Below are 17,902 nucleotides of genomic sequence, written 5' to 3'. Positions count from 1 at the left end.
CGGTGGGCTAGACGCCGACCTCCTGGTACGCGGTGAACAGCAGGTGGTCCTCCGGACCCTCGAGGGTGGCGGGCTTGCCGACCCCGTCGAGGATGATGAAGCGCAGCATGCCCGCTCGTGCCTTCTTGTCGCGCCGCATCGTCGCGAGCAGGCCCTCCCAGCGACCGAGGCCGTAGGTCGTCGGCAGCTCCAGCGACTCGAGGATCGAGCGGTGCCGGTCGACGGTGGCGTCGTCCAGGTGGCCCGTCAACCGGGCGAGCTCCGCGGCGAACACCATGCCGACGGACACCGCCGCGCCGTGTCGCCACTGGTAGCGCTCGGCGTGCTCGATCGCGTGCCCGAGGGTGTGCCCGTAGTTGAGGATCTCCCGACGCCCCTGCTCGGTGAAGTCCTCCGACACCACCTCGGCCTTCAGCGCGATCGCGAGCTCGACCACGCGGCGGAACTCGGGCGTCGTCGGGTCGGTGACGCGGGCGACGTCGGCCTCGATGACGTCCAGGATCTCGGGGACGGCGATGAAGCCGGCCTTCACGATCTCGGCGAACCCGGTGAGCACGTCGTTCCTCGGCAGCGTCCGGACGAGGTCGAGGTCGGCGACCACCGCGCGCGGGTGGTGGAACGCCCCGACCAGGTTCTTGCCCTCGTTGGTGTTGATGCCGGTCTTGCCGCCGACGCTCGCGTCGACCAGCCCGAGCACGCTCGTCGGCATCGCCAGGAACGGCACCCCGCGGAGCCACGTCGCCGCGACGAACCCGGCGAGGTCGGTGACGGCTCCCCCGCCGAGCCCGATGACGGCGTCGGTCCGGGTGAAGTCCGCCTGCCCCATGACCTGCCAGCAGAACGCGGCGACCTCGACGCGCTTGGCGGCCTCGGCGTCCGGGACCTCGGCGATCAGTGCGTCGAGACCGGCCTCGACGAGGACGGCACGCAGCTCGTTCGCCCGCGCTCCCAGGGTCGGTGCGTGCACGATGAGCACCTTCGCAACGCGGGGTCCGAGCAGCGACGGGACCGAGCCGGACAGGTCGTTGCCGACCACGACGAGGGACCCGCCCTCGCCGCCGACCCGGATCTCGGTGGTGCCCTCGGGCAGGTTCGACGCGGTCACGGTGTCCCTCCGGTGGTGTGCTCCTGGTCGGAGCCGATGTGCTCCTCAGCGGAGTCGGTGCGCTCCTCGGCGGAGCCGGTGCGCTCCTCGCCGGAGCCGGTCTGCTGCTCGGTCACCCACGCGACGACGTCCCGGACGACGTGCGACATCGGGCGGCGCGACGTGTCGAACGTCGCGTGTGCGAGCTCGGCGTAGGTCGCCGCCCGCTCGTCGGCGATGGTCTGCCACGCGTCGATCCCGCCCTGCGCGAGGAGCGGCCGGTCGGTCCCCGCGATCCGGGCTGCGACGGCCTCGGGTGACACGGTGAGCAGCACGACCCGGGCGCCACGCAACGCAGCACGGGTGTCCGGGTGCGTCACGGCTCCCCCACCGACGGAGACCACACCGCCGGTCGCGACGGCTGCGCGCACGGCCTCGGCCTCGAGCGCGCGGAACGCCGGCTCACCGCGGTCGGCGAAGATCCCCGGGATCGGGCCGTGCTCCCGCGCGATCACGCGATCGGTGTCCGTGAACGGCACGCCCAGGGCCTTGGCGACGCGCTTGCCGACGCTCGACTTGCCGGCCCCCATCGGCCCGATCACGACGACCGGCGCACCGGTGCCCGCGAGACCGCCGGTGGTCGACGCGTCGGCGCCGCTCACCGGACGGTCGTGGGCTCGGCCGCGCGCGACTCAGCGCCGTCCGTCCGGCGGGTGCGCAGGGTCTCCGGCAGGGCCGCCAGGTACGCGTCGAGGTTGCGCTTCGTCTCGGTCAGGCTGTCGCCGCCGAACTTCTCGAGCACGGCATCGGCGAGCACGAGCGCGACCATGGCCTCGGCGACGACGCCCGATGCCGGTACCGCGCAGACGTCGCTCCGCTGGTGGTGGGCGGCCGCGTCCTCGCCGGTGGCGACGTCGATGGTGTGCAGGGCGTGCGGCACGGTCGCGATGGGCTTCATGCCCGCGCGGACACGGAGCACCGTCCCGGTGGACATGCCGCCCTCGGTCCCGCCGGCGCGGTCGCTCGTCCGGACGATCTCGCCGTCCTCGCGGTACAGCTCGTCGTGCGCCTCGGACCCACGGCGTCCCGCGGTGGCGAACCCGTCGCCGACCTCGACGCCCTTGATCGCCTGGATGCCCATGATCGCCGCGGCGAGTCGCGCGTCGAGACGACGATCCCAGTGCACGTGGGAGCCGAGCCCAGGCGGGACGCCGTAGAACAGGACCTCGACGACCCCGCCGAGGGTGTCGCCGTCCTTCTTCGCCGCCTCGACCTCGGTGACCATCCGCGCGGAGGTCTCCGGGTCGGCACAGCGGAGCTGGTCCTCGTCCAGGCGGTCGACGTCGTCGGGCAGGGGCAGCGGCGTGCCGTCGGGCACGCGGACGGTGCCGACCTGCAGGGTGTGGGCGATCGAGCGGATGCCGAGCTCGGCCAGGAAGGACTTCGCGACCGCGCCGAGGGCGACCCGCGCCGCCGTCTCGCGAGCGGACGCGCGTTCGAGGATCGGCCGGGCCTCGTCGAACCCGTACTTCTGCATGCCGACCAGGTCGGCGTGTCCGGGACGCGGTCGGGTCAGGGGCGCGCTGCGACCACGGGACATCTCGGTCGACTCGACCGGCTCGGGACTCATGACCTCGACCCACTTGGGCCACTCGGTGTTGCCGATGCGGATGGCGATCGGGCTGCCGAGCGAGTACCCGTGGCGGACGCCGCCCGAGACGTGGAGCTCGTCCTGCTCGAACTTCATCCGCGACCCGCGCCCGTAGCCGAGCTTCCGACGCGCGAGGTCGGCGCGGATGGACTCGAACGACACCGGGACGCCCGCGGGCAGGCCCTCGAGCATCGCGATGAGTTCGGGTCCGTGGGACTCACCAGCGGTCAACCAACGAAGCATGTCGACCATCCTCCCACAGGGTCCGGTCGTGCGACGCGACCGGACCGCCGCGGGCCTACTGGTACTCGGGGTGTGCGCGGAGCCAGGCCTGGAACTGCTTCACGGCCACCTGGTGCTCCGCGTACGTGTCCGAGAAGACGGTCTCACCCGTGTCGAGGTCGACCGTCACGAAGTAGAGCCACTTCCCGTCGGCCATGTTCGTGACGGCCTTGATGGCCAGGTCGCCGGGGTTCGAGATCGGTGCCGGGGGCAGACCCTTGTGCACGTAGGTGTTGTACGCGTTGCCCGCGTCCGCTCGCTCCTCGTCGGTCGTGGTCACCTTGTGCGTGTTGCCCGTCCCGTAGGCGACGGTCGCGTCCGACTGCAGCGCCATGTCGATGTCGAGCCGGTTCTGGAACACCCGCGCGACCTTCGGGTAGTCGGCAGCCAGGCCGGCCTCCTTCTGCACGAGCGAGGCGAAGACGACGACCCGCTCCTGGTCGCCCTCGGCCACGCCGGCTGCGGCCAGGTGCTCCTTCATCGTGTCGACCATCGACTGGAAGTACTGCTTCGCGGTCCACCCGGGGTTGATCGGGTACGTTGCCGGGAAGAGCCATCCCTCGAGCGTCGTCACGCCGGACGGGAGCCCGTACGCCTGCACGTCCTTCGCCGCTGCACTGACCTCGGCCTCGGTCAGCCCCGCCTTCGAGACCATCCCCGCCTCGATGTCCTGCAGCGCGGTCCCCTCGGGGATCACGATCGAGGCCTGGACGCGGTTGTCGGAGTCCTTGAGCGCGTCGAGTGCGGCCTTCGAGCTCATCTCCTTCTTGAGCTCGTACGAGCCCGGCTGGAACGAGACGTCCGGTGAGGTCAACAGCAGCTTGTAGAACACCTTCGAGCTCTTCACGACACCGCTGCGTTGCAGGGTCTTCGCGACGTCCTCGCCGATGTCGCCCTGCTTGATGGTCACGGTGACCTTGCTCGTCCCGTCGCCGGTGTAGTCGTCGGGCTCGCTGGACCCGCCGATCGCACTGAGCACCTGCTGCACCTTGGGTGCGGCGAAGGCGTACGCGCCGACGCCGCCGCCCAGGACGAGGGCGACGATCACGATGCCCGCCACGAGAGGGCCACGTCGCCGCTTCGGCCGCGGTTCGCGTGGCGGCCGGGAGGCTCCCCCGCCTCCGGCACCACGCCCACGTCCGCCTCCGGTACCGCCGGTTCCCCGGTCGGCTCCGGCAGGCCCGCCCGCGGCGGCAGCGGAACCGTCGACGACGCCCGCGTCACGCGTGGCCCGGCCCGGGCCGGCCTCGGCCCGCGCCGCACGCACCGCCTGCGCATCGGGCGCCCGGAGCTCCCCGGTCAGGAGTGCCCGGACGTCCGGGTGGAGCTCGTCGTCCGACCGCGCGCCCGGGGCGTCCGCCGGCGATGCCGGTCGCGTCGCCGCCGTCGAGGGCTGCGACGCCGGGTCCTGGTCCGCCGGACGACGACCGTCGGTGTCCTCCGCCGGCGCACGCCGCGCCCGCTCGGACTCGGCTGCCTCGGCAGCACGCGCCTCACGACGGGACATCGGCCGGTCGGGCTCGGCGTCGGGGTCGGTGGGGCGACGTCGCCGCCCTGCGTCGTCACCGGGCGCGATGATCGCGTCCCAGTCCAGGTCGTCTGCCAAGGGATCCTCGGTCTCTCGGGTCGGGGGCTCCACCTGGGCCCCGTCGGTCCGGGAACGACGGTCTCCCGACCCGTCCCGGGGCCGGTCGGTCAGGGGAGCGTTGCGCCGGGAGCGGCGCTGGACGCACGCTCGTGGTCGAGCGCGTGTTGCAGGATGATAACAGCGGCCGCTTGGTCGATCACGGCGCGGGACTTCTTGGTGTTCTTCCCGGCCTGGTGCAGACCGCGCTGCGCCGTCACCGTCGAGAGCCGTTCGTCGACCAGCCGTACGGTCCGGTGCTCGGCCAGCCGCTCCGCGAAGCCCCTGGCATCGGCGGTCGACGGGGTGTCGTCACCCGACATCGAGAGCGGCAGCCCCACGACGATCTCGAGCACGTCGTACTCGTCGGCCAGTTCGACGATCCGGCGCACGTCGGTCGCCTGGGCCCGGGGCACCGTCTCGACCGGGGTGGCCAGCAGGCCGTCGCGGTCGCAGACCGCGACGCCGATGCGGGCCTTGCCGACGTCGACGCCGAGCCGGCGGCCCGGACGCACCGGCACGATCAGCCCGCCAGTCGTGCGGTCACGGCGCGCAGCGCCGCGGGCAGCGCCGCCGCATCGGTGCCACCGCCCTGGGCGAGGTCGGGCTTGCCGCCGCCACCGCCGCCGAGGACACCGGCTGCCTCCTTGGCGAGGGGACCCGCCTGCATGCCGGCCGACCGCGCCGCGTCGTTCGTCGCGACGATCACCACGGGCTTGCCGCTGATCACGGCACCGAGCACCACGACCGCGGCACCGTCCCCGAGCTGACCGCGCACGCCCGTCGCGAGGGCACGCAGGTCGTCCCCGGACTGCAGGCCGTCGACCGTCTCGGCGACCACGGTGACCGCGCCGACCGTCTCGGCCCGGCGTGCGATCGACGGCACCCGCTGCTGCAGGTTGGCGGACTCGAACTCGGCGATCCGCTTCTGGGCGGTGCGCAGGTCCTCCATCAGGCCCTGCACGCGGGTCGGCAGGTCCTCACGGGGAGCCTTCAGCGCACTCGAGAGCTGCGACACGATCGTCCGCTCGACGGCCAGGTCGCGGAAGCCCTCGAGTCCGACGAGGGCCTCGACGCGACGGTTGGTCGAGCCGACGCTCGACTCGCCGACCAGGTTGACGAGGCCGACCTGCGCGCTGGAGGCGACGTGGGTGCCACCGCAGAGCTCGCGCGACCACGGACCACCGATGTCGACCATGCGGACCTCGGCGCCGTACTTCTCGCCGAACAGCGCCTGCGCACCGAGCGCCTTGGCCTCGTCGAGCGGCAGCACGCGCGTCTGCACCGCGAGGTCCGAGCGGATCGCCGCGTTCACGACCTCCTCGATCTCCGAGCGGGTGGCACCGGAGACCGGCTGCGACCAGGAGAAGTCGAGGCGCATGTAGCCCGACTTGTTGTACGAGCCGGCCTGCAGGGCCTCCGGTCCGAGCACGTCGCGCAGCGCCGCGTTGACCAGGTGCGTCGCCGAGTGCGCCTGGGTCGCGCCGCGGCGGTACTCGCCGTCGACGACCGTCGTGGCGGCGTCACCGACGCCGACCTCGCCGGAGCGGACCTGCACGGTGTGGCTCCAGAGCCCGGCGACCGGGCGCTGCACGTCGAGCACCTCGAGGTCGAAGCCGTTGCCGACGATCGACCCCTGGTCGGCGTCCTGACCGCCGGACTCGGCGTACAGGGACGTCTCCCCGAGGATCACCTCGGCGATGTCACCGGCGACGGCGCGGTCGACGCTGACGCCGCCCACGATGATGCCGAGCACGGCGGACTCGGCCTCGAGCGCGTCGTAGCCCAGGAAGACCGTCTCGCCCTTCGCGCGGAAGGCGCTGTAGACACTGAGGTCGGCGAGGGCGGTCTTCTTGCTCTTCGCATCGGCCTTGGCGCGGGCACGCTGCTCCGACATCAGGGTCTCGAACGCCCCGCGGTCGACCCGGACGCCGGCCTCGTCCGCCATCTCCATCGTCAGGTCGATCGGGAAGCCGAACGTGTCGTGGAGGAGGAACGCGGTGTCGCCGCCGATCGAGGGGGCACCGTCCTGCTTCGCGCGCTCGACCGCGACGTCGAGGATCGTGGTGCCCTGCGCCAGCGTGCGGAGGAACGTCTCCTCCTCCGCGTAGGCGATCCGGGCGATCCGGTCGTAGTCACCGGCGACCTCCGGGTAGGCCTCGCGCATGGCGTCGCGCGACGCCGGGAAGAGCTGCGGGAAGGTCGCACCCTCGACGCCGAGCAGGCGCATGGCGCGCACCGTGCGGCGGAGCAGACGGCGGAGGATGTACCCGCGGCCCTCGTTCGACGGGGTGACGCCGTCCGCGATGAGCATGAGCGACGATCGGACGTGGTCGGCGATGACCCGCATCCGGACGTCGTCCTCGTGCACGGCGCCGTACTGACGGCCCGAGATCGCTGCGGCGCGGTCCAGCACCGGACGCACCTGGTCGATCTCGTACATGTTGTCGACGCCCTGCTTGATGAAGGCGACGCGCTCGAGCCCCATGCCCGTGTCGATGTTCTTGTTCGGCAGTTCGCCGGTGATCGTGAAGTCGTACTTCGACCGGACGTCGGCGATCTGGTACTGCATGAACACCAGGTTCCAGATCTCGACGTAGCGGTCGTCGTCGGTCGCCGGGCCGCCGTCGATGCCGTACTCCGGGCCGCGGTCGAAGAAGATCTCGGAGCACGGGCCGGCGGGTCCGGGCTGCCCGGTCGACCAGTAGTTGGTGTCCTTGCCGAGGCGCTGGATCCGGTCGTCCGGCAGCGACGAGTGCTGCTTCCAGAAGGCGATCGCCTCGTCGTCGTCCTCGTAGACCGTGACCCACAGGTCGTCGGCCGAGAACCCGAGGCCGCCGTCCGACTCCGGCGTCGTCAGGAACTGCCAGGCGTACTGGATCGCCTGCTCCTTGAAGTAGTCCCCGAAGGAGAAGTTGCCGTTCATCTGGAAGAACGTGCCGTGCCGAGGGGTCTTGCCGACCTCCTCGATGTCGTTGGTCCGGATGCACTTCTGCACGCTCGTCGCGCGCGGGTACGGTGCGGGGACCAGCCCGGTCAGGTACGGGATGAACGGGACCATGCCGGCGACCGTGAAGAGCAGCGACGGGTCGTCCGAGACGAGCGACGCGGACGGGACGACGGTGTGTCCGCGGTCGCCGAAGAACTGGAGCCAACGGCGGCGGATCTCTGCGGTCTGCATGGTGCTTCCTGATTCAGGTCGGCGGAGGGTGCGTGGGAGCTGGGGCGCGGTGACGCTCAGGCGTCGGTGCGGAGTTCGGCCTCGCGGGAGCGGTACCCGTCGGCGACGGCGTCGGTGAACGCCTTCGTCCTGGCGTTCACGTCCGCGAAGAGGCGGGCGCCGCCGGGGGTGTTCGCGATCCGGTGCGCGGCGGCGAAGCCGATGACGACGCCGACGGCGACGAAGAACAGCTGCTTCACGGTGCCTCTCCCTCTCCCTCTCGCGCACGCGAGCGGTGCGTGCCCGAACGAGTGTAGTGGCGTGGGACGGCCGGGACGCCGAACGGCGGGCCGTCCTCCTGAGAGGACGACCCGCCGTTCGGGCGTGATCCGTGGATCAGCGAGCTGCGTAGTACTCGACGACGAGCTGCACTTCACAGGTCACGGGGACCTCGGCGCGCTTCGGGCGACGGACCAGCCGGGCCTGGAGCTTCTCGATCTCGACCTCGAGGTAGCCCGGGACCTTCGGCAGGACCTCGAGGTGACCACCGGCAGCGGCGACCTGGAGGGGTTCGAGGGACTCGGAGCGCTGCTTGACGTGGATCATCTGGCCCTCCTTCACGCGGAAGGAGGGACGGTCGACGAGCTTGCCGTCGACCAGGATGTGACGGTGCACGATCAGCTGGCGCGCCTGCGCGGTGGTGCGGGCGAAGCCGGCACGCAGCACGAGGGCGTCGAGGCGCTGCTCGAGGAGCTCGACCAGGTTCTCACCGGTCAGGCCCTTCGTCTTGCGGGCCTCTTCGAAGACGATGCGGAGCTGCTTCTCGCGGATGCCGTACTGGGCGCGCAGACGCTGCTTCTCACGGAGGCGGACGGCGTAGTCGCTGTCCGCACGACGGCGGGTACGGCCGTGCTCACCGGGGCCGTAGGGGCGCTTCTCGAGGTAACGGGCCGCCTTCGGCGTCAGCGGGATGCCGAGCGCGCGCGAGAGGCGGGTCTTGCTGCGGGTGCGTGACTTGGTAGACACAGGGTCCTTTTCTCTGTCTGAACTGAATGACTCGCCGGACACGGCACGCACTCGTGCGCGCGGTCCCGGCGACGGGATCCAGAGGGATGAGCCTGTGGGATCGGACGGCTACAGTCCGAACCTCTGTCCCCGTCCCGCCGGAGCGGGACTCTGTCCTCGGCGCAGCCGCACGCGAGGACCAGGACGTAGGCCCGTCAACGATAGCAGCATCGAGAGGCCCGGAGAAGCACCGGGCGTCACTCGCCGCGGGTGATCTTCCGGAGTCGCTCGAGCCGGGGCCCGACCTCACGCTCGTACCCGTTGCCGGTCGGCGTGTAGTACTCCGTGCCCTCGAGGGCGTCGGGCAGGTACTGCTGCCGGGCGACCCCGTGCTCGGCGTCGTGCGAGTAGACGTAGCCCTTGCCGTGCCCGAGCCGCTTCGCGCCGGGGTAGTGCGCGTCGCGCAGGTGCGCCGGGACGACGCCCATCCGCCCGGCCTTGACGTCCGCCACCGCCGCGTTCACGCCGTTGTAGGACGCGTTCGACTTCGGGGCCGTCGCCAGGTAGACCACGGCCTCGGCCAGCGGGATGCGCCCCTCGGGCATCCCGATGAGCTGCACCGCCTGCGCGGCCGCGACGGCGATCGGCAGGGCCTGCGGGTCCGCCATGCCGATGTCCTCGGACGCCGAGATGATGATGCGCCGTGCGATGAACCGCGGATCCTCGCCGGCCTCGATCATCCGTGCGAGGTAGTGCAGCGCGGCGTCGACGTCGCTCCCCCGGACCGACTTGATGAAGGCGCTGATGACGTCGTAGTGCTCGTCGCCCTGTCGGTCGTACCGCAGCAGGGCACGGTCCACGGCGGCGGCCACCGTGTCGGCGTCGACCAGCGGCACCGTCTCGACGTCGTCGAGGGCGACGTCGAGGGCGACGTCGTCGCGCGGTTCGTCCTCGTCGTCGTCCGCATCGCCGGTGCGCGCCGCGATCGCGGAGGACGCGGCGGCCTCGAGCGCGGTGAGGGCCCGACGCGCGTCGCCGGAGGACAGCCGGACGATCGCCGAACGAGCGTCGTCCCCGAGGACGACCGAGCCGCCCAGGCCCCTCGGGTCCTCGACCGCCCGGTCCACGAGCATGCCGAGGTCCTCGTCCGTGAGCGGCTTGAGGGTGAGCAACAGGGAACGGGAGAGCAGCGGGGAGATCACGGAGAACGAGGGGTTCTCGGTCGTCGCGGCGATGAGGATGACCCACCCGTTCTCGACACCGGGCAGCAGCGCGTCCTGCTGGGCCTTGCTGAAGCGGTGGATCTCGTCGAGGAACAGCACGGTGGTCGAGCCGTACAGGTCGCGGTGCGTGAGGGCCTTCTCCATGACCTCGCGCACGTCCTTCACGCCGGCCGTCACGGCCGAGAGCTCCACGAACTCGCGACCGGACTGCCGCGCGATCGCCTGTGCCAGGGTCGTCTTGCCGGTGCCGGGCGGACCCCAGAGGATCACCGACACCCCGCCGGGGTTCTCACGCGTCCCGGTGGCGAGCTGCACCAGCGGACTGCCCCGCCCGAGCAGGTGCTGCTGCCCCGCGACCTCGTCCAGGCTCGTCGGACGCATCCGCACCGCCAGCGGGACGGACCCCTGAGCCAACCCGGCGCGACCACCCGTCGTGGGCGCGCGCATGCCCGATCGATCCGCTGCCATGCTCCGATGGTAGGCCGGACCGCCGACGTGCTGCGTGCCTCCAGGCCGGGCGTCCCCCGCGGTCCGCTACGCTCGTCGGCACAGTCGACGAGAGGTCCGATCAGCACCGTGGCACCGAAGAACCAGGCGCGCGACAACCGCGAGGCGCGTGAGCGGCTCCGTCTGTACCAGGCCCGACAGGGCCTGCACGACCGGCAGCGACGCCGGAGGGTGCGGGACAACGTCGTCGGCGCGGGTGTGCTCGTGCTCGTGGCGGCGCTCGCCACCGGGTCGCAGCTCGCCTTCGCGGGATCGCGGGCCGGCGATGCACCGGACGCGAGCGCGAGTGCCACGTCCACCCCGACCCCGTCGGCGAGTGCGACGGCCGGCAACACCGGGAAGGTGCCGAGCAAGGGCATCGCTGACGGGGCGACCTGGACCGGCACGCTGACGCTGAACAAGGACGTCGAGCTCGGCATCGAGCTCGACGGCGCGGCCGCTCCGCAGGCGGCGAGCGTGGAGATCGACCTCATCCGGAAGCAGTTCTACGAGGGCACCACCTGCCACCGCTTGGCCGACAGCGCCGACTTCCGGTTCCTGCAGTGCGGCTCGGCGAACGGCGACGGCACGGGTGACGCCGGGTTCCAGTACGGCCCGCTCGAGAACGTCCCGAGCGACGGCCGCTACGCCGAGGGCACGCTGGCGATCGCGCGCGGCGCGTCGCCGTACTCGCAGTCCACGCAGTTCTTCATCGTCTACGGCGACACGACGCTCGACGGCTCGACGGGCGGCTACACCGTGGTCGGCAAGGTCACGAGCGGGCTCGGCGACCTGGAGCGCGAGATCACCTCGAAGGGCATCGCGTCGGCGGGGTCCGACGGCACCGGCGAGCCGGAGGTCGCCACGACGATCACCGGCGCGACCATCCGGAAGGACGGCTGACCGGACCGGGTCGCCACGGACCCGGGTCCGCGGTCGTCCACAGCCCGCACGTCCCACTGGCCCCCGCGCCCCTCCGGTGCAATAGGCTGACGACCTGACCGTGCCGACGGGGACGTCGGTGATGCACGACCACGATCGAGGCGAGACCTGTGGGACCTGACGAAGCAACGACCTGGGGCCGGGTCGACGAGAACGGGACGGTGTACGTCCGGTACGACGACAGCGAGAAGGCTGTCGGCGAGTACCCGGACGCCACCCCGGACGAGGCCCTCGCGTACTTCGCGCGCAAGTACGCCGACCTCGAGGGGCAGGTGAAGATCGCCGAGCAGCGCGTCCAGCGTGGCGCCTCGGCGAACGACGTCGCCCGGACCGTCGAGCACCTGCGCACGCAGGTCGCCGAGGCCAGGGTCGTCGGCGACCTGAAGTCGCTCGAGAGCCGTGTCGCGAGCCTGTCGGATCAGGTGGGGTCGCTCACCAAGGAGCAGCAGGCACAGGCGCAGCAGGCGCTCACGGACGCGCTCGCGTACCGCGCGTCCCTGGTCGAGGAGGCCGAGTCGCTCGCCGCCGTCGACCCGGCCCGCGCGCAGTGGAAGCAGATCACCGCGCAGCTCGACGACGTGTTCGCCCGCTGGCAGCAGCACCAGCACGACGGTCCGCGCCTGCCGAAGAACGACGCGAACGACCTCTGGAAGCGCTTCCGTGCCGCCCGCTCGACGGTCGACCAGCACCGCCGTGCCTTCTACTCGGAGCTCGACGCGCAGCACCGCGACGCGCGGAACCGCAAGCAGGAGCTCGTGCAGCAGGCCGAGGCGCTCGCGACCCGCGGGACGGACGGCATCCCGGCCTACCGCGAGCTGCTCGACGACTGGAAGCGGGCCGGGCGCGCCGGCAAGCGCCACGACGACGCACTCTGGGCACGGTTCAAGGCAGCCGGCGACGTGCTGTTCGAGCAGCGCCACGCCGAGGCCGCCGTCGAGAACGAGGAGTTCAGCGCGAACCTCGTCGCGAAGCAGGCCCTGCTGACCGAGGCCGAGCCGCTGCTGCAGCAGACCGACCGCGTCGCCGCACGCCGGACCCTGACGGACATCCAGCGCCGGTGGGACGAGATCGGCAAGGTCCCCCGCGGCGACGTCCGCCGGATCGAGGACCGCCTGCGCGCGGTCGAGGACCACGTCCGGAGCCTCGAGGACGAGCACTGGAAGGCCTCGGACCCGGAGCGCAAGGCGCGACAGTCCGGCCTCGCCAGTCAGCTCGAGGACGCCATCGGCAAGCTCCAGGCCGAGCTCGAGGCCGCACAGGCCTCCGGTGACGCCCGCAAGATCACGGCGGCGCAAGAGGCCCTCGACGCCCGCAAGATCTGGCTCGACGCCCTCGGGAGCTGATCAGCACCGCGCAGGACGCCCCGTGACCGTTGATCGGTCGCGGGGCGTCCTGCGTGGCAGCGTGCTGCGTGCTGCGTGCTGCGTGGCCGAGTCTCGGGCTGAACGACGGTGCTCGTGCTCGGACGCGCGAGACGTGTCGCTCAGGCCGAGACTCGCCCTCGGTTGGCCGAGACTCGCCCTCGGTTGGCCGAGACTCGCCCCTGGCCGGCCGAGACTCGCGCGGGGCTGGCCGAGACTCGCGCAGGGCGGGCCCGGCCCGGCGTCAGACCGGCGCGGGCAGTCCGAGCAACAGCCGGATGTCGAGGTCGTCCTGCCGCATCTGGGCCGCGAGCTCGTCCATCGACGAGAACGCGACCATGCCGCGGACGAACGACACGAACAGCACCGAGATGGTGTCCCCGTACAGGTCGATGTCGACGTCGAGCAGGTGCGCCTCGATCTGCTTCGCCGGGACGCCCTGGAACGTCGGGTTGTTGCCGACGGACACCGCCGCCGGGTACACCGTGCCCTCGTGCAGCACGCGGGCCGCGTAGACGCCGTCGGCCGGGACGAAGCCCTCGCACGCAGGGTCGAGGTTCGCCGTCGGGTACCCCATGGCCCGACCGCGCTGGTTCCCGTGCACCACCGTGCTCCGGACCGCGTGCTCGCGCCCGAGCAGACGGGCAGCCTCGGCCACACGTCCGTCACCGAGCAGCTCGCGGATCCAGGTGGACGAGACGCGTCGCTCGTCAGCGGGGCGCACGTCGTCGCGCAGGTCGACGTCGTCGATGAGCTCGACGCGGAAGCCGTGCTGCTCCCCCAGTCGACGCAGGAGCGCGACGTCGCCGGCACCGCGGGCGCCGAACCGGAAGTCGCTGCCGACGAACACGAGCTCGGCGTGCAGGGTGCCGACGAGGATCTCGGAGACGAACGCCTCGGGGGCCTGCGACTGCAGGTCCTGGTCGAAGCGCAGCAGGAGCATGGCGTCGACCCCGATGCCCTCGAGGAGCTCGCGGCGCTGCGGGGTGCTCGTCAGCGCCGGCGGAACCCGGTCGGGGTCGATGACGCTGAGCGGGTGGCGGTCGAAGGTCACCACGGTGGACACCAGCCCGCGCTCACGGGCGGCGCGCTCGAGGTGCGCGATCACCGCCCGGTGTCCGACGTGGACGCCGTCGAACTTGCCGATGGTGACCGCACTCGGTCCGAAGCCCTGCGCCACGTCGGCGACGTCGTCGTAGTACTGCACGTCGATCCCTACTCGCCGACCGTCGCCGACGCGGCAGCGGGTCCGGCGACGGCGGTGCGGTGGTGCTTGCGGAGCCACCAGAGCCCGGCGATCGGGAGCACGAGCGGTGCGAAGAGGTAGCCGAGGCCGTAGTACGACCACACGGTGTCGTCCGGGAAGAGCTGACGGTCGAGGAGCGACAGGGTGCCGACGACCAGCACGCCGGCCATCTCGAACCCGATGGTCACGCAGGCGACGCGGTACCAGGCACGGCCGGGGGCGATGAGCGCGATCATCGCCACGATGTAGACGACGGCGGCGACGGCGCTCAGCGTGTAGGCGAACGGTGCGAAGGAGAACTTCTCGATGATCTGGACGACGCTGCGCCCGGTCGCCGCGAGGGCGAGGATGCCGTACACGGCGATGAGGACGCGGCCGATGCCGGTCGCGAGGGAGGATCTGTTCGCCACGGCGACGAGTCTACCGACGACGGGTGACGCGCGCGGACGAGCGGGCACCGGCGACGACGGCGGGCTCAGTTCAGCGCGAACCAGATCTGGTACATGCGGTAGACCATCACCGCGACGGTGAACGCCCCGGCGCCGAGCACGACCGTGCTCCACTTCGTCCGGTCGATCAGGGCCCACAGGATCGCTGCCGGCGGTACGAGCAGCACCGACACGGCGTACACCCCGAACTCGAGCGCGTTGCCCTGCGGCGGACTGCCGACGGCGGGGAGGACGAGCGAGACCACGCCCTGCGCCAGGAGCAGCAGCTCGATGAGGGCGAGGGACCCGACGGTGTAGTCGTTGGGCTTCCAGCCGAGGAACCCGACGACCACGGCGAACAGCCCGGCGACCACGGCCACCGCCAGCTGCACCCACATGAACCACTCGATCACGCGCGCGCTCCGTCCGTCGTCGTCCCGACGGCCGCCGGGGCCGGGAAGTTGGTGATGACCCGCAACCGACCGCGCCGCACCGAGACGAGGCCGACCAGCCGGTCGTCGTCCTGCGCGACCGCAGCGACCGGTCCGTCGTGGTCGGGGTGCTCGACCGCGACCCGCTTGCCGTCCGTGAGGTCCTTCGCCGCGGCTGCGTCGAGCGTGACGACGTCGAACAGTCGACGCGCGACGTCCGCCGGGCGTGCCAGGGCCGCCGCGACGTCGACCGATTCGTCCTCGAGGTCCACCGCGTCCGCGACGGCGAAGGGGCCGACGGCGGTGCGGCGGAGCGCCGTGAGGTGGGCGCCGGTGCCGAGGGCCGCCCCGACGTCACGCGCGAGCGCCCGGACGTAGGTGCCCGAGGAGCAGTCGACCACGACGTCGAGGTCCACGACGGGGACCGCTGCACCGTCGACGGTGACGGTGTGGTCGTCGCGGCCGGTGACCTCGAAGCGGGACACCGTGACGGTGCGGGAGCGCAGCACGACCTCCTCGCCCTTCCGGGCGAGGTCGTAGGCCCGTCGCCCGTCGACCTTGATCGCACTGACCGTCGAGGGCACCTGGTCGATCACCCCGCGCTGCGCGGCGACCGCACGCTCGATGGCGTCGTCGGACACGTCGGCGTCCGTGACCCCGACGGCTGACGTCGGCGTGCCGTCCGCGTCGTCCGAGTCCGTCCCGACGCCCAGTCGGATCGTCGCCGTGTAGGTCTTCCCGAGTCCGACCAGGTGCGTGAGGAGCCGGGTGGACGGTCCGGCGCCGAGCAGCAGCAGACCGGTCGCCATCGGGTCGAGGGTGCCCGCGTGGCCGATCTTCTTCAGGCCGAGGCGCCGACGTGCGATCGACACCACCCGGTGACTGGAGATGCCCTGCGGCTTGTCGACGAGGAGGATGCCGTCAGGCGGGGTAGCGAGCACCGGACGAGGGTACCAGCGACGTGCGTCAGCCCGACCTGCCCGGTGTGGTCAGCAGGCGTCGTTCCACTCGCGACGGGGGTGGTCCGGGTCCGTCACGTCGAGCACGGCCGAGGCGGCGATCTTGACGTCCGCGCGACGCTCGAGGCGGCCGTCCTCCTGCTCCACCCACAGCGACCAGCGCCAGAGCCCCCGCGGACCCGGTGCGAGCAGTCCCTGCCCGTGCACGACGAGCACGCCCTCCCCCGCCCCGGTCGTGCGGAACGGCGTCACGACCTCGGCGCGGAGGACGTCGAGGTCGGCGGACGGCGCAGCAGCAGCCATCGCGGACACCCCCTGCTGCTGGAAGGCCCCGACGAGCGCCGCGGCGACCCGTTCGAGGTCGGTGCCGTCCTGCCCGTCGATGCCGACGACGGTCCGGTTCGTCCCGACCTGCGCGATCACCTCGCTCGCGATCGCGGCCATCGTGTCGGTCTCCTGCGGTGCCCAGCGTGCCATGCACCCACCGTAGGCTGTCGAGGTGAACGCGAGCGGAGCCTCCCGACCGGCTGTGGAGAACCCGACGGACCGGAGCCGTCCCGACATCGCGTCCCCGCTGGTGGCTTGGTTCCGCGCCGAGGCCCGCGACCTGCCGTGGCGGCGGCCGGGGTTCCCCGCCTGGGGCACGCTGGTCAGCGAGATCATGCTGCAGCAGACGCAGGTCGCGCGGGTCGTCCCCCGTCTGGAGGCGTGGCTCACCCGGTGGCCGACGCCTGCGGACCTCGCGGCGTCACCCCCCGGCGACGCGGTCCGCGCGTGGGACCGGCTCGGCTACCCGAGACGGGCGCTCGCACTGCACGCGGCGGCGACCGTGATCGCCGAGCAGCACGACAACGTGGTCCCGCGCGACGTCGACGCGCTCCTCGCCCTGCCCGGCATCGGTGACTACACCGCCCGCGCCGTGGCGGTGTTCGCGTACGGCGACCGGCACCCCGTGGTCGACGTGAACGTCCGCCGTGTGCTCGCGCGTGCGGTCCTCGGCGAGGGCGAGCCCGGACCGGCGAACGCGAAGCGGGACCTGCCGCTCATGGACTCGGTGCTCCCCGAGGACCGCGACACCGCAGCGGCCACGAACGCCGCGGTGATGGAGCTCGGCGCGCTCGTCTGCACCGCCCGTTCCCCCGCGTGCGACGCGTGCCCGATCGCCGACCGGTGTGCCTGGCGGGCTGCCGGGTACCCGGAGCACGACGGGCCACGGGCGCCGAAGCAGGCGCGCTTCGCCGGCAGCGACCGCCAGGTGCGTGGTCTGGTGATGGCCGAGCTGCGCGCGAGCGACGTGCCCGTCACGCGCGACGAGGTCGACCTGGTGTGGCCGGACGCCGAGCAGCGAGCCCGGGCGCTCGCGTCCCTGCTGCGCGACGGACTCGTGACCGGCGACGACGCGTCCGGGTACCGACTGCCCGACGCTTGACGGCCGTCGGGCCCGCCGTCTGACGCCCCCGTCCGCCCCGTGGCCGCCCGTCGCACGACGACGGCCGCCGGACGGGGTGTCCGGCGGCCGTCGTGGTGCTGCGGCAGGTCAGGCGCGCTCGTCGCGCTCCTCGTCCTCGTCCTCGTCGTGCTTGTACGGGTCGGCATCACCGGCGTACTGTGCGCCGGCCGACGCGGCGCGCACCTGCGCGTCACGCTGCTGCGCCTGGACGAGCAGGTCCTCCATGTGCGCCGACGTCTCGGGCAGGGCGTCCGCGATGAACTCCAGCGACGGGGTGAGCCGCGCCGTGATGTTCTTGCCGACCTCGCTGCGGAGCATCCCGGTCGCGGCCTTGAGCGCGGCGGCCGAGTCGGCACGCTCCTCGTCGGTGCCGTAGACCGTGTAGAACACCGACGCGTGCTGCAGGTCGCCCGTCACGCGGACGTCGGTGATCGTGACGAATCCGAGGCGCGGGTCGCGCAGCCCCTTGTCGAGCCGCCGTGCGACGACTTCCTTGATGCGGTCCGCCATCTTGCGAGCGCGCTGCGGATCGGCCATGGGTGCCTCCTGGGGCAGGGAATCTACTGGTGG

Annotated in this window: 18 protein-coding genes; 3 read left to right on the top strand and 15 right to left on the bottom strand. The window is 72.2% G+C overall.

Annotation, left to right across the window (positions count from 1 at the left end; all coding sequences use genetic code 11):
* Positions 1–7 precede the first annotated feature (7 nt).
* The 9 genes from aroB to ACH0A8_RS05410 all read right to left on the bottom strand — a co-directional run bounded on the left by aroB (position 8) and on the right by ACH0A8_RS05410 (position 10,476).
* Positions 8–1,105: a 3-dehydroquinate synthase gene (gene aroB, locus ACH0A8_RS05450; RefSeq protein WP_200884091.1), complete on the bottom strand. Its 1,098-nt coding sequence runs from the start codon at positions 1,103–1,105 to the stop codon at positions 8–10.
* Positions 1,102–1,746, bottom strand: a complete 645-nt coding sequence (locus ACH0A8_RS05445; protein ID WP_400429041.1) for a shikimate kinase — start codon at positions 1,744–1,746, stop codon at positions 1,102–1,104. The genes aroB and ACH0A8_RS05445 overlap by 4 nt, the downstream gene beginning before the upstream one ends.
* On the bottom strand, positions 1,743–2,978 hold the full coding sequence (gene aroC / locus ACH0A8_RS05440; protein ID WP_066658306.1) for a chorismate synthase: 1,236 nt from the start codon (positions 2,976–2,978) through the stop codon (positions 1,743–1,745). Before aroC ends, ACH0A8_RS05445 begins: the two co-directional genes overlap by 4 nt.
* 55 nt (positions 2,979–3,033) lie before the next feature.
* Positions 3,034–4,623 (bottom strand): endolytic transglycosylase MltG, encoded by a 1,590-nt coding sequence (gene mltG, locus ACH0A8_RS05435; protein ID WP_406906781.1) that lies wholly within the window; start codon positions 4,621–4,623, stop codon positions 3,034–3,036.
* A gap of 89 nt (positions 4,624–4,712) precedes the next feature.
* Positions 4,713–5,156 (bottom strand): Holliday junction resolvase RuvX, encoded by a 444-nt coding sequence (ruvX, locus tag ACH0A8_RS05430; protein ID WP_066658313.1) that lies wholly within the window; start codon positions 5,154–5,156, stop codon positions 4,713–4,715.
* Positions 5,157–5,164: 8 nt separating this feature from the next.
* Positions 5,165–7,822 carry an alanine--tRNA ligase gene (gene alaS, locus ACH0A8_RS05425; RefSeq protein ID WP_209682437.1) on the bottom strand — a complete coding sequence of 886 codons (2,658 nt, stop codon included), beginning with the start codon at positions 7,820–7,822 and terminating at the stop codon, positions 5,165–5,167.
* Between the two features lie 56 nt (positions 7,823–7,878).
* A complete protein-coding gene (locus ACH0A8_RS05420; protein ID WP_066654557.1) occupies positions 7,879–8,061 on the bottom strand; it encodes a hypothetical protein in 183 nt (60 codons plus the stop codon).
* A gap of 136 nt (positions 8,062–8,197) precedes the next feature.
* Positions 8,198–8,827 carry a 30S ribosomal protein S4 gene (gene rpsD, locus ACH0A8_RS05415; protein WP_066654559.1) on the bottom strand — a complete coding sequence of 210 codons (630 nt, stop codon included), beginning with the start codon at positions 8,825–8,827 and terminating at the stop codon, positions 8,198–8,200.
* Between the two features lie 236 nt (positions 8,828–9,063).
* Entirely contained in the window at positions 9,064–10,476 is a 1,413-nt protein-coding gene (locus ACH0A8_RS05410) for a replication-associated recombination protein A (RefSeq protein ID WP_081984889.1), read from the bottom strand.
* 129 nt (positions 10,477–10,605) lie between these two features.
* Here ACH0A8_RS05410 and ACH0A8_RS05405 point away from each other — a divergent pair, with 129 nt between their 5' ends.
* Together ACH0A8_RS05405 and ACH0A8_RS05400 are read left to right on the top strand one after the other, a co-directional pair.
* Positions 10,606–11,418, top strand: coding sequence for a peptidylprolyl isomerase (locus tag ACH0A8_RS05405; protein ID WP_406906780.1), 813 nt, complete (start codon positions 10,606–10,608; stop codon positions 11,416–11,418).
* Between the two features lie 149 nt (positions 11,419–11,567).
* Positions 11,568–12,800, top strand: coding sequence for a DUF349 domain-containing protein (locus ACH0A8_RS05400; protein WP_406906779.1), 1,233 nt, complete (start codon positions 11,568–11,570; stop codon positions 12,798–12,800).
* A 262-nt stretch (positions 12,801–13,062) separates the two neighbouring features.
* Here ACH0A8_RS05400 and ACH0A8_RS05395 read toward each other — a convergent pair whose 3' ends face one another.
* The 5 genes from ACH0A8_RS05395 to ACH0A8_RS05375 all read right to left on the bottom strand — a co-directional run bounded on the left by ACH0A8_RS05395 (position 13,063) and on the right by ACH0A8_RS05375 (position 16,359).
* Complete coding sequence (locus tag ACH0A8_RS05395; RefSeq protein ID WP_066654563.1) at positions 13,063–14,025, bottom strand: bifunctional riboflavin kinase/FAD synthetase; 963 nt, start codon at positions 14,023–14,025, stop codon at positions 13,063–13,065.
* Between the two features lie 8 nt (positions 14,026–14,033).
* On the bottom strand, positions 14,034–14,474 hold the full coding sequence (locus ACH0A8_RS05390; RefSeq protein ID WP_066654565.1) for a hypothetical protein: 441 nt from the start codon (positions 14,472–14,474) through the stop codon (positions 14,034–14,036).
* A gap of 65 nt (positions 14,475–14,539) precedes the next feature.
* Positions 14,540–14,905, bottom strand: a complete 366-nt coding sequence (locus ACH0A8_RS05385; protein WP_209682430.1) for a hypothetical protein — start codon at positions 14,903–14,905, stop codon at positions 14,540–14,542.
* The gene (gene truB, locus ACH0A8_RS05380) at positions 14,902–15,864 is read right to left on the bottom strand and encodes a tRNA pseudouridine(55) synthase TruB (protein WP_406906778.1); all 963 of its coding nucleotides are present in this window, start codon (positions 15,862–15,864) and stop codon (positions 14,902–14,904) included. Before truB ends, ACH0A8_RS05385 begins: the two co-directional genes overlap by 4 nt.
* 48 nt (positions 15,865–15,912) lie before the next feature.
* Complete coding sequence (locus ACH0A8_RS05375; RefSeq protein ID WP_406906777.1) at positions 15,913–16,359, bottom strand: hypothetical protein; 447 nt, start codon at positions 16,357–16,359, stop codon at positions 15,913–15,915.
* Positions 16,360–16,456: 97 nt separating this feature from the next.
* Here ACH0A8_RS05375 and ACH0A8_RS05370 point away from each other — a divergent pair, with 97 nt between their 5' ends.
* Positions 16,457–17,311: an A/G-specific adenine glycosylase gene (locus ACH0A8_RS05370; protein ID WP_209683323.1), complete on the top strand. Its 855-nt coding sequence runs from the start codon at positions 16,457–16,459 to the stop codon at positions 17,309–17,311.
* A gap of 108 nt (positions 17,312–17,419) precedes the next feature.
* Here the strand turns inward: ACH0A8_RS05370 and rbfA are convergent, their stop codons facing one another.
* Positions 17,420–17,869 (bottom strand): 30S ribosome-binding factor RbfA, encoded by a 450-nt coding sequence (rbfA, locus tag ACH0A8_RS05365; RefSeq protein ID WP_209682424.1) that lies wholly within the window; start codon positions 17,867–17,869, stop codon positions 17,420–17,422.
* Positions 17,870–17,902 lie beyond the last annotated feature (33 nt).

This window comes from Curtobacterium sp. 179-B 9B NHS (assembly GCF_045370965.1).
Taxonomy (GTDB): Bacteria; Actinomycetota; Actinomycetes; order Actinomycetales; family Microbacteriaceae; genus Curtobacterium.
This window is presented reverse-complemented; position numbering and strand designations above follow the sequence as displayed.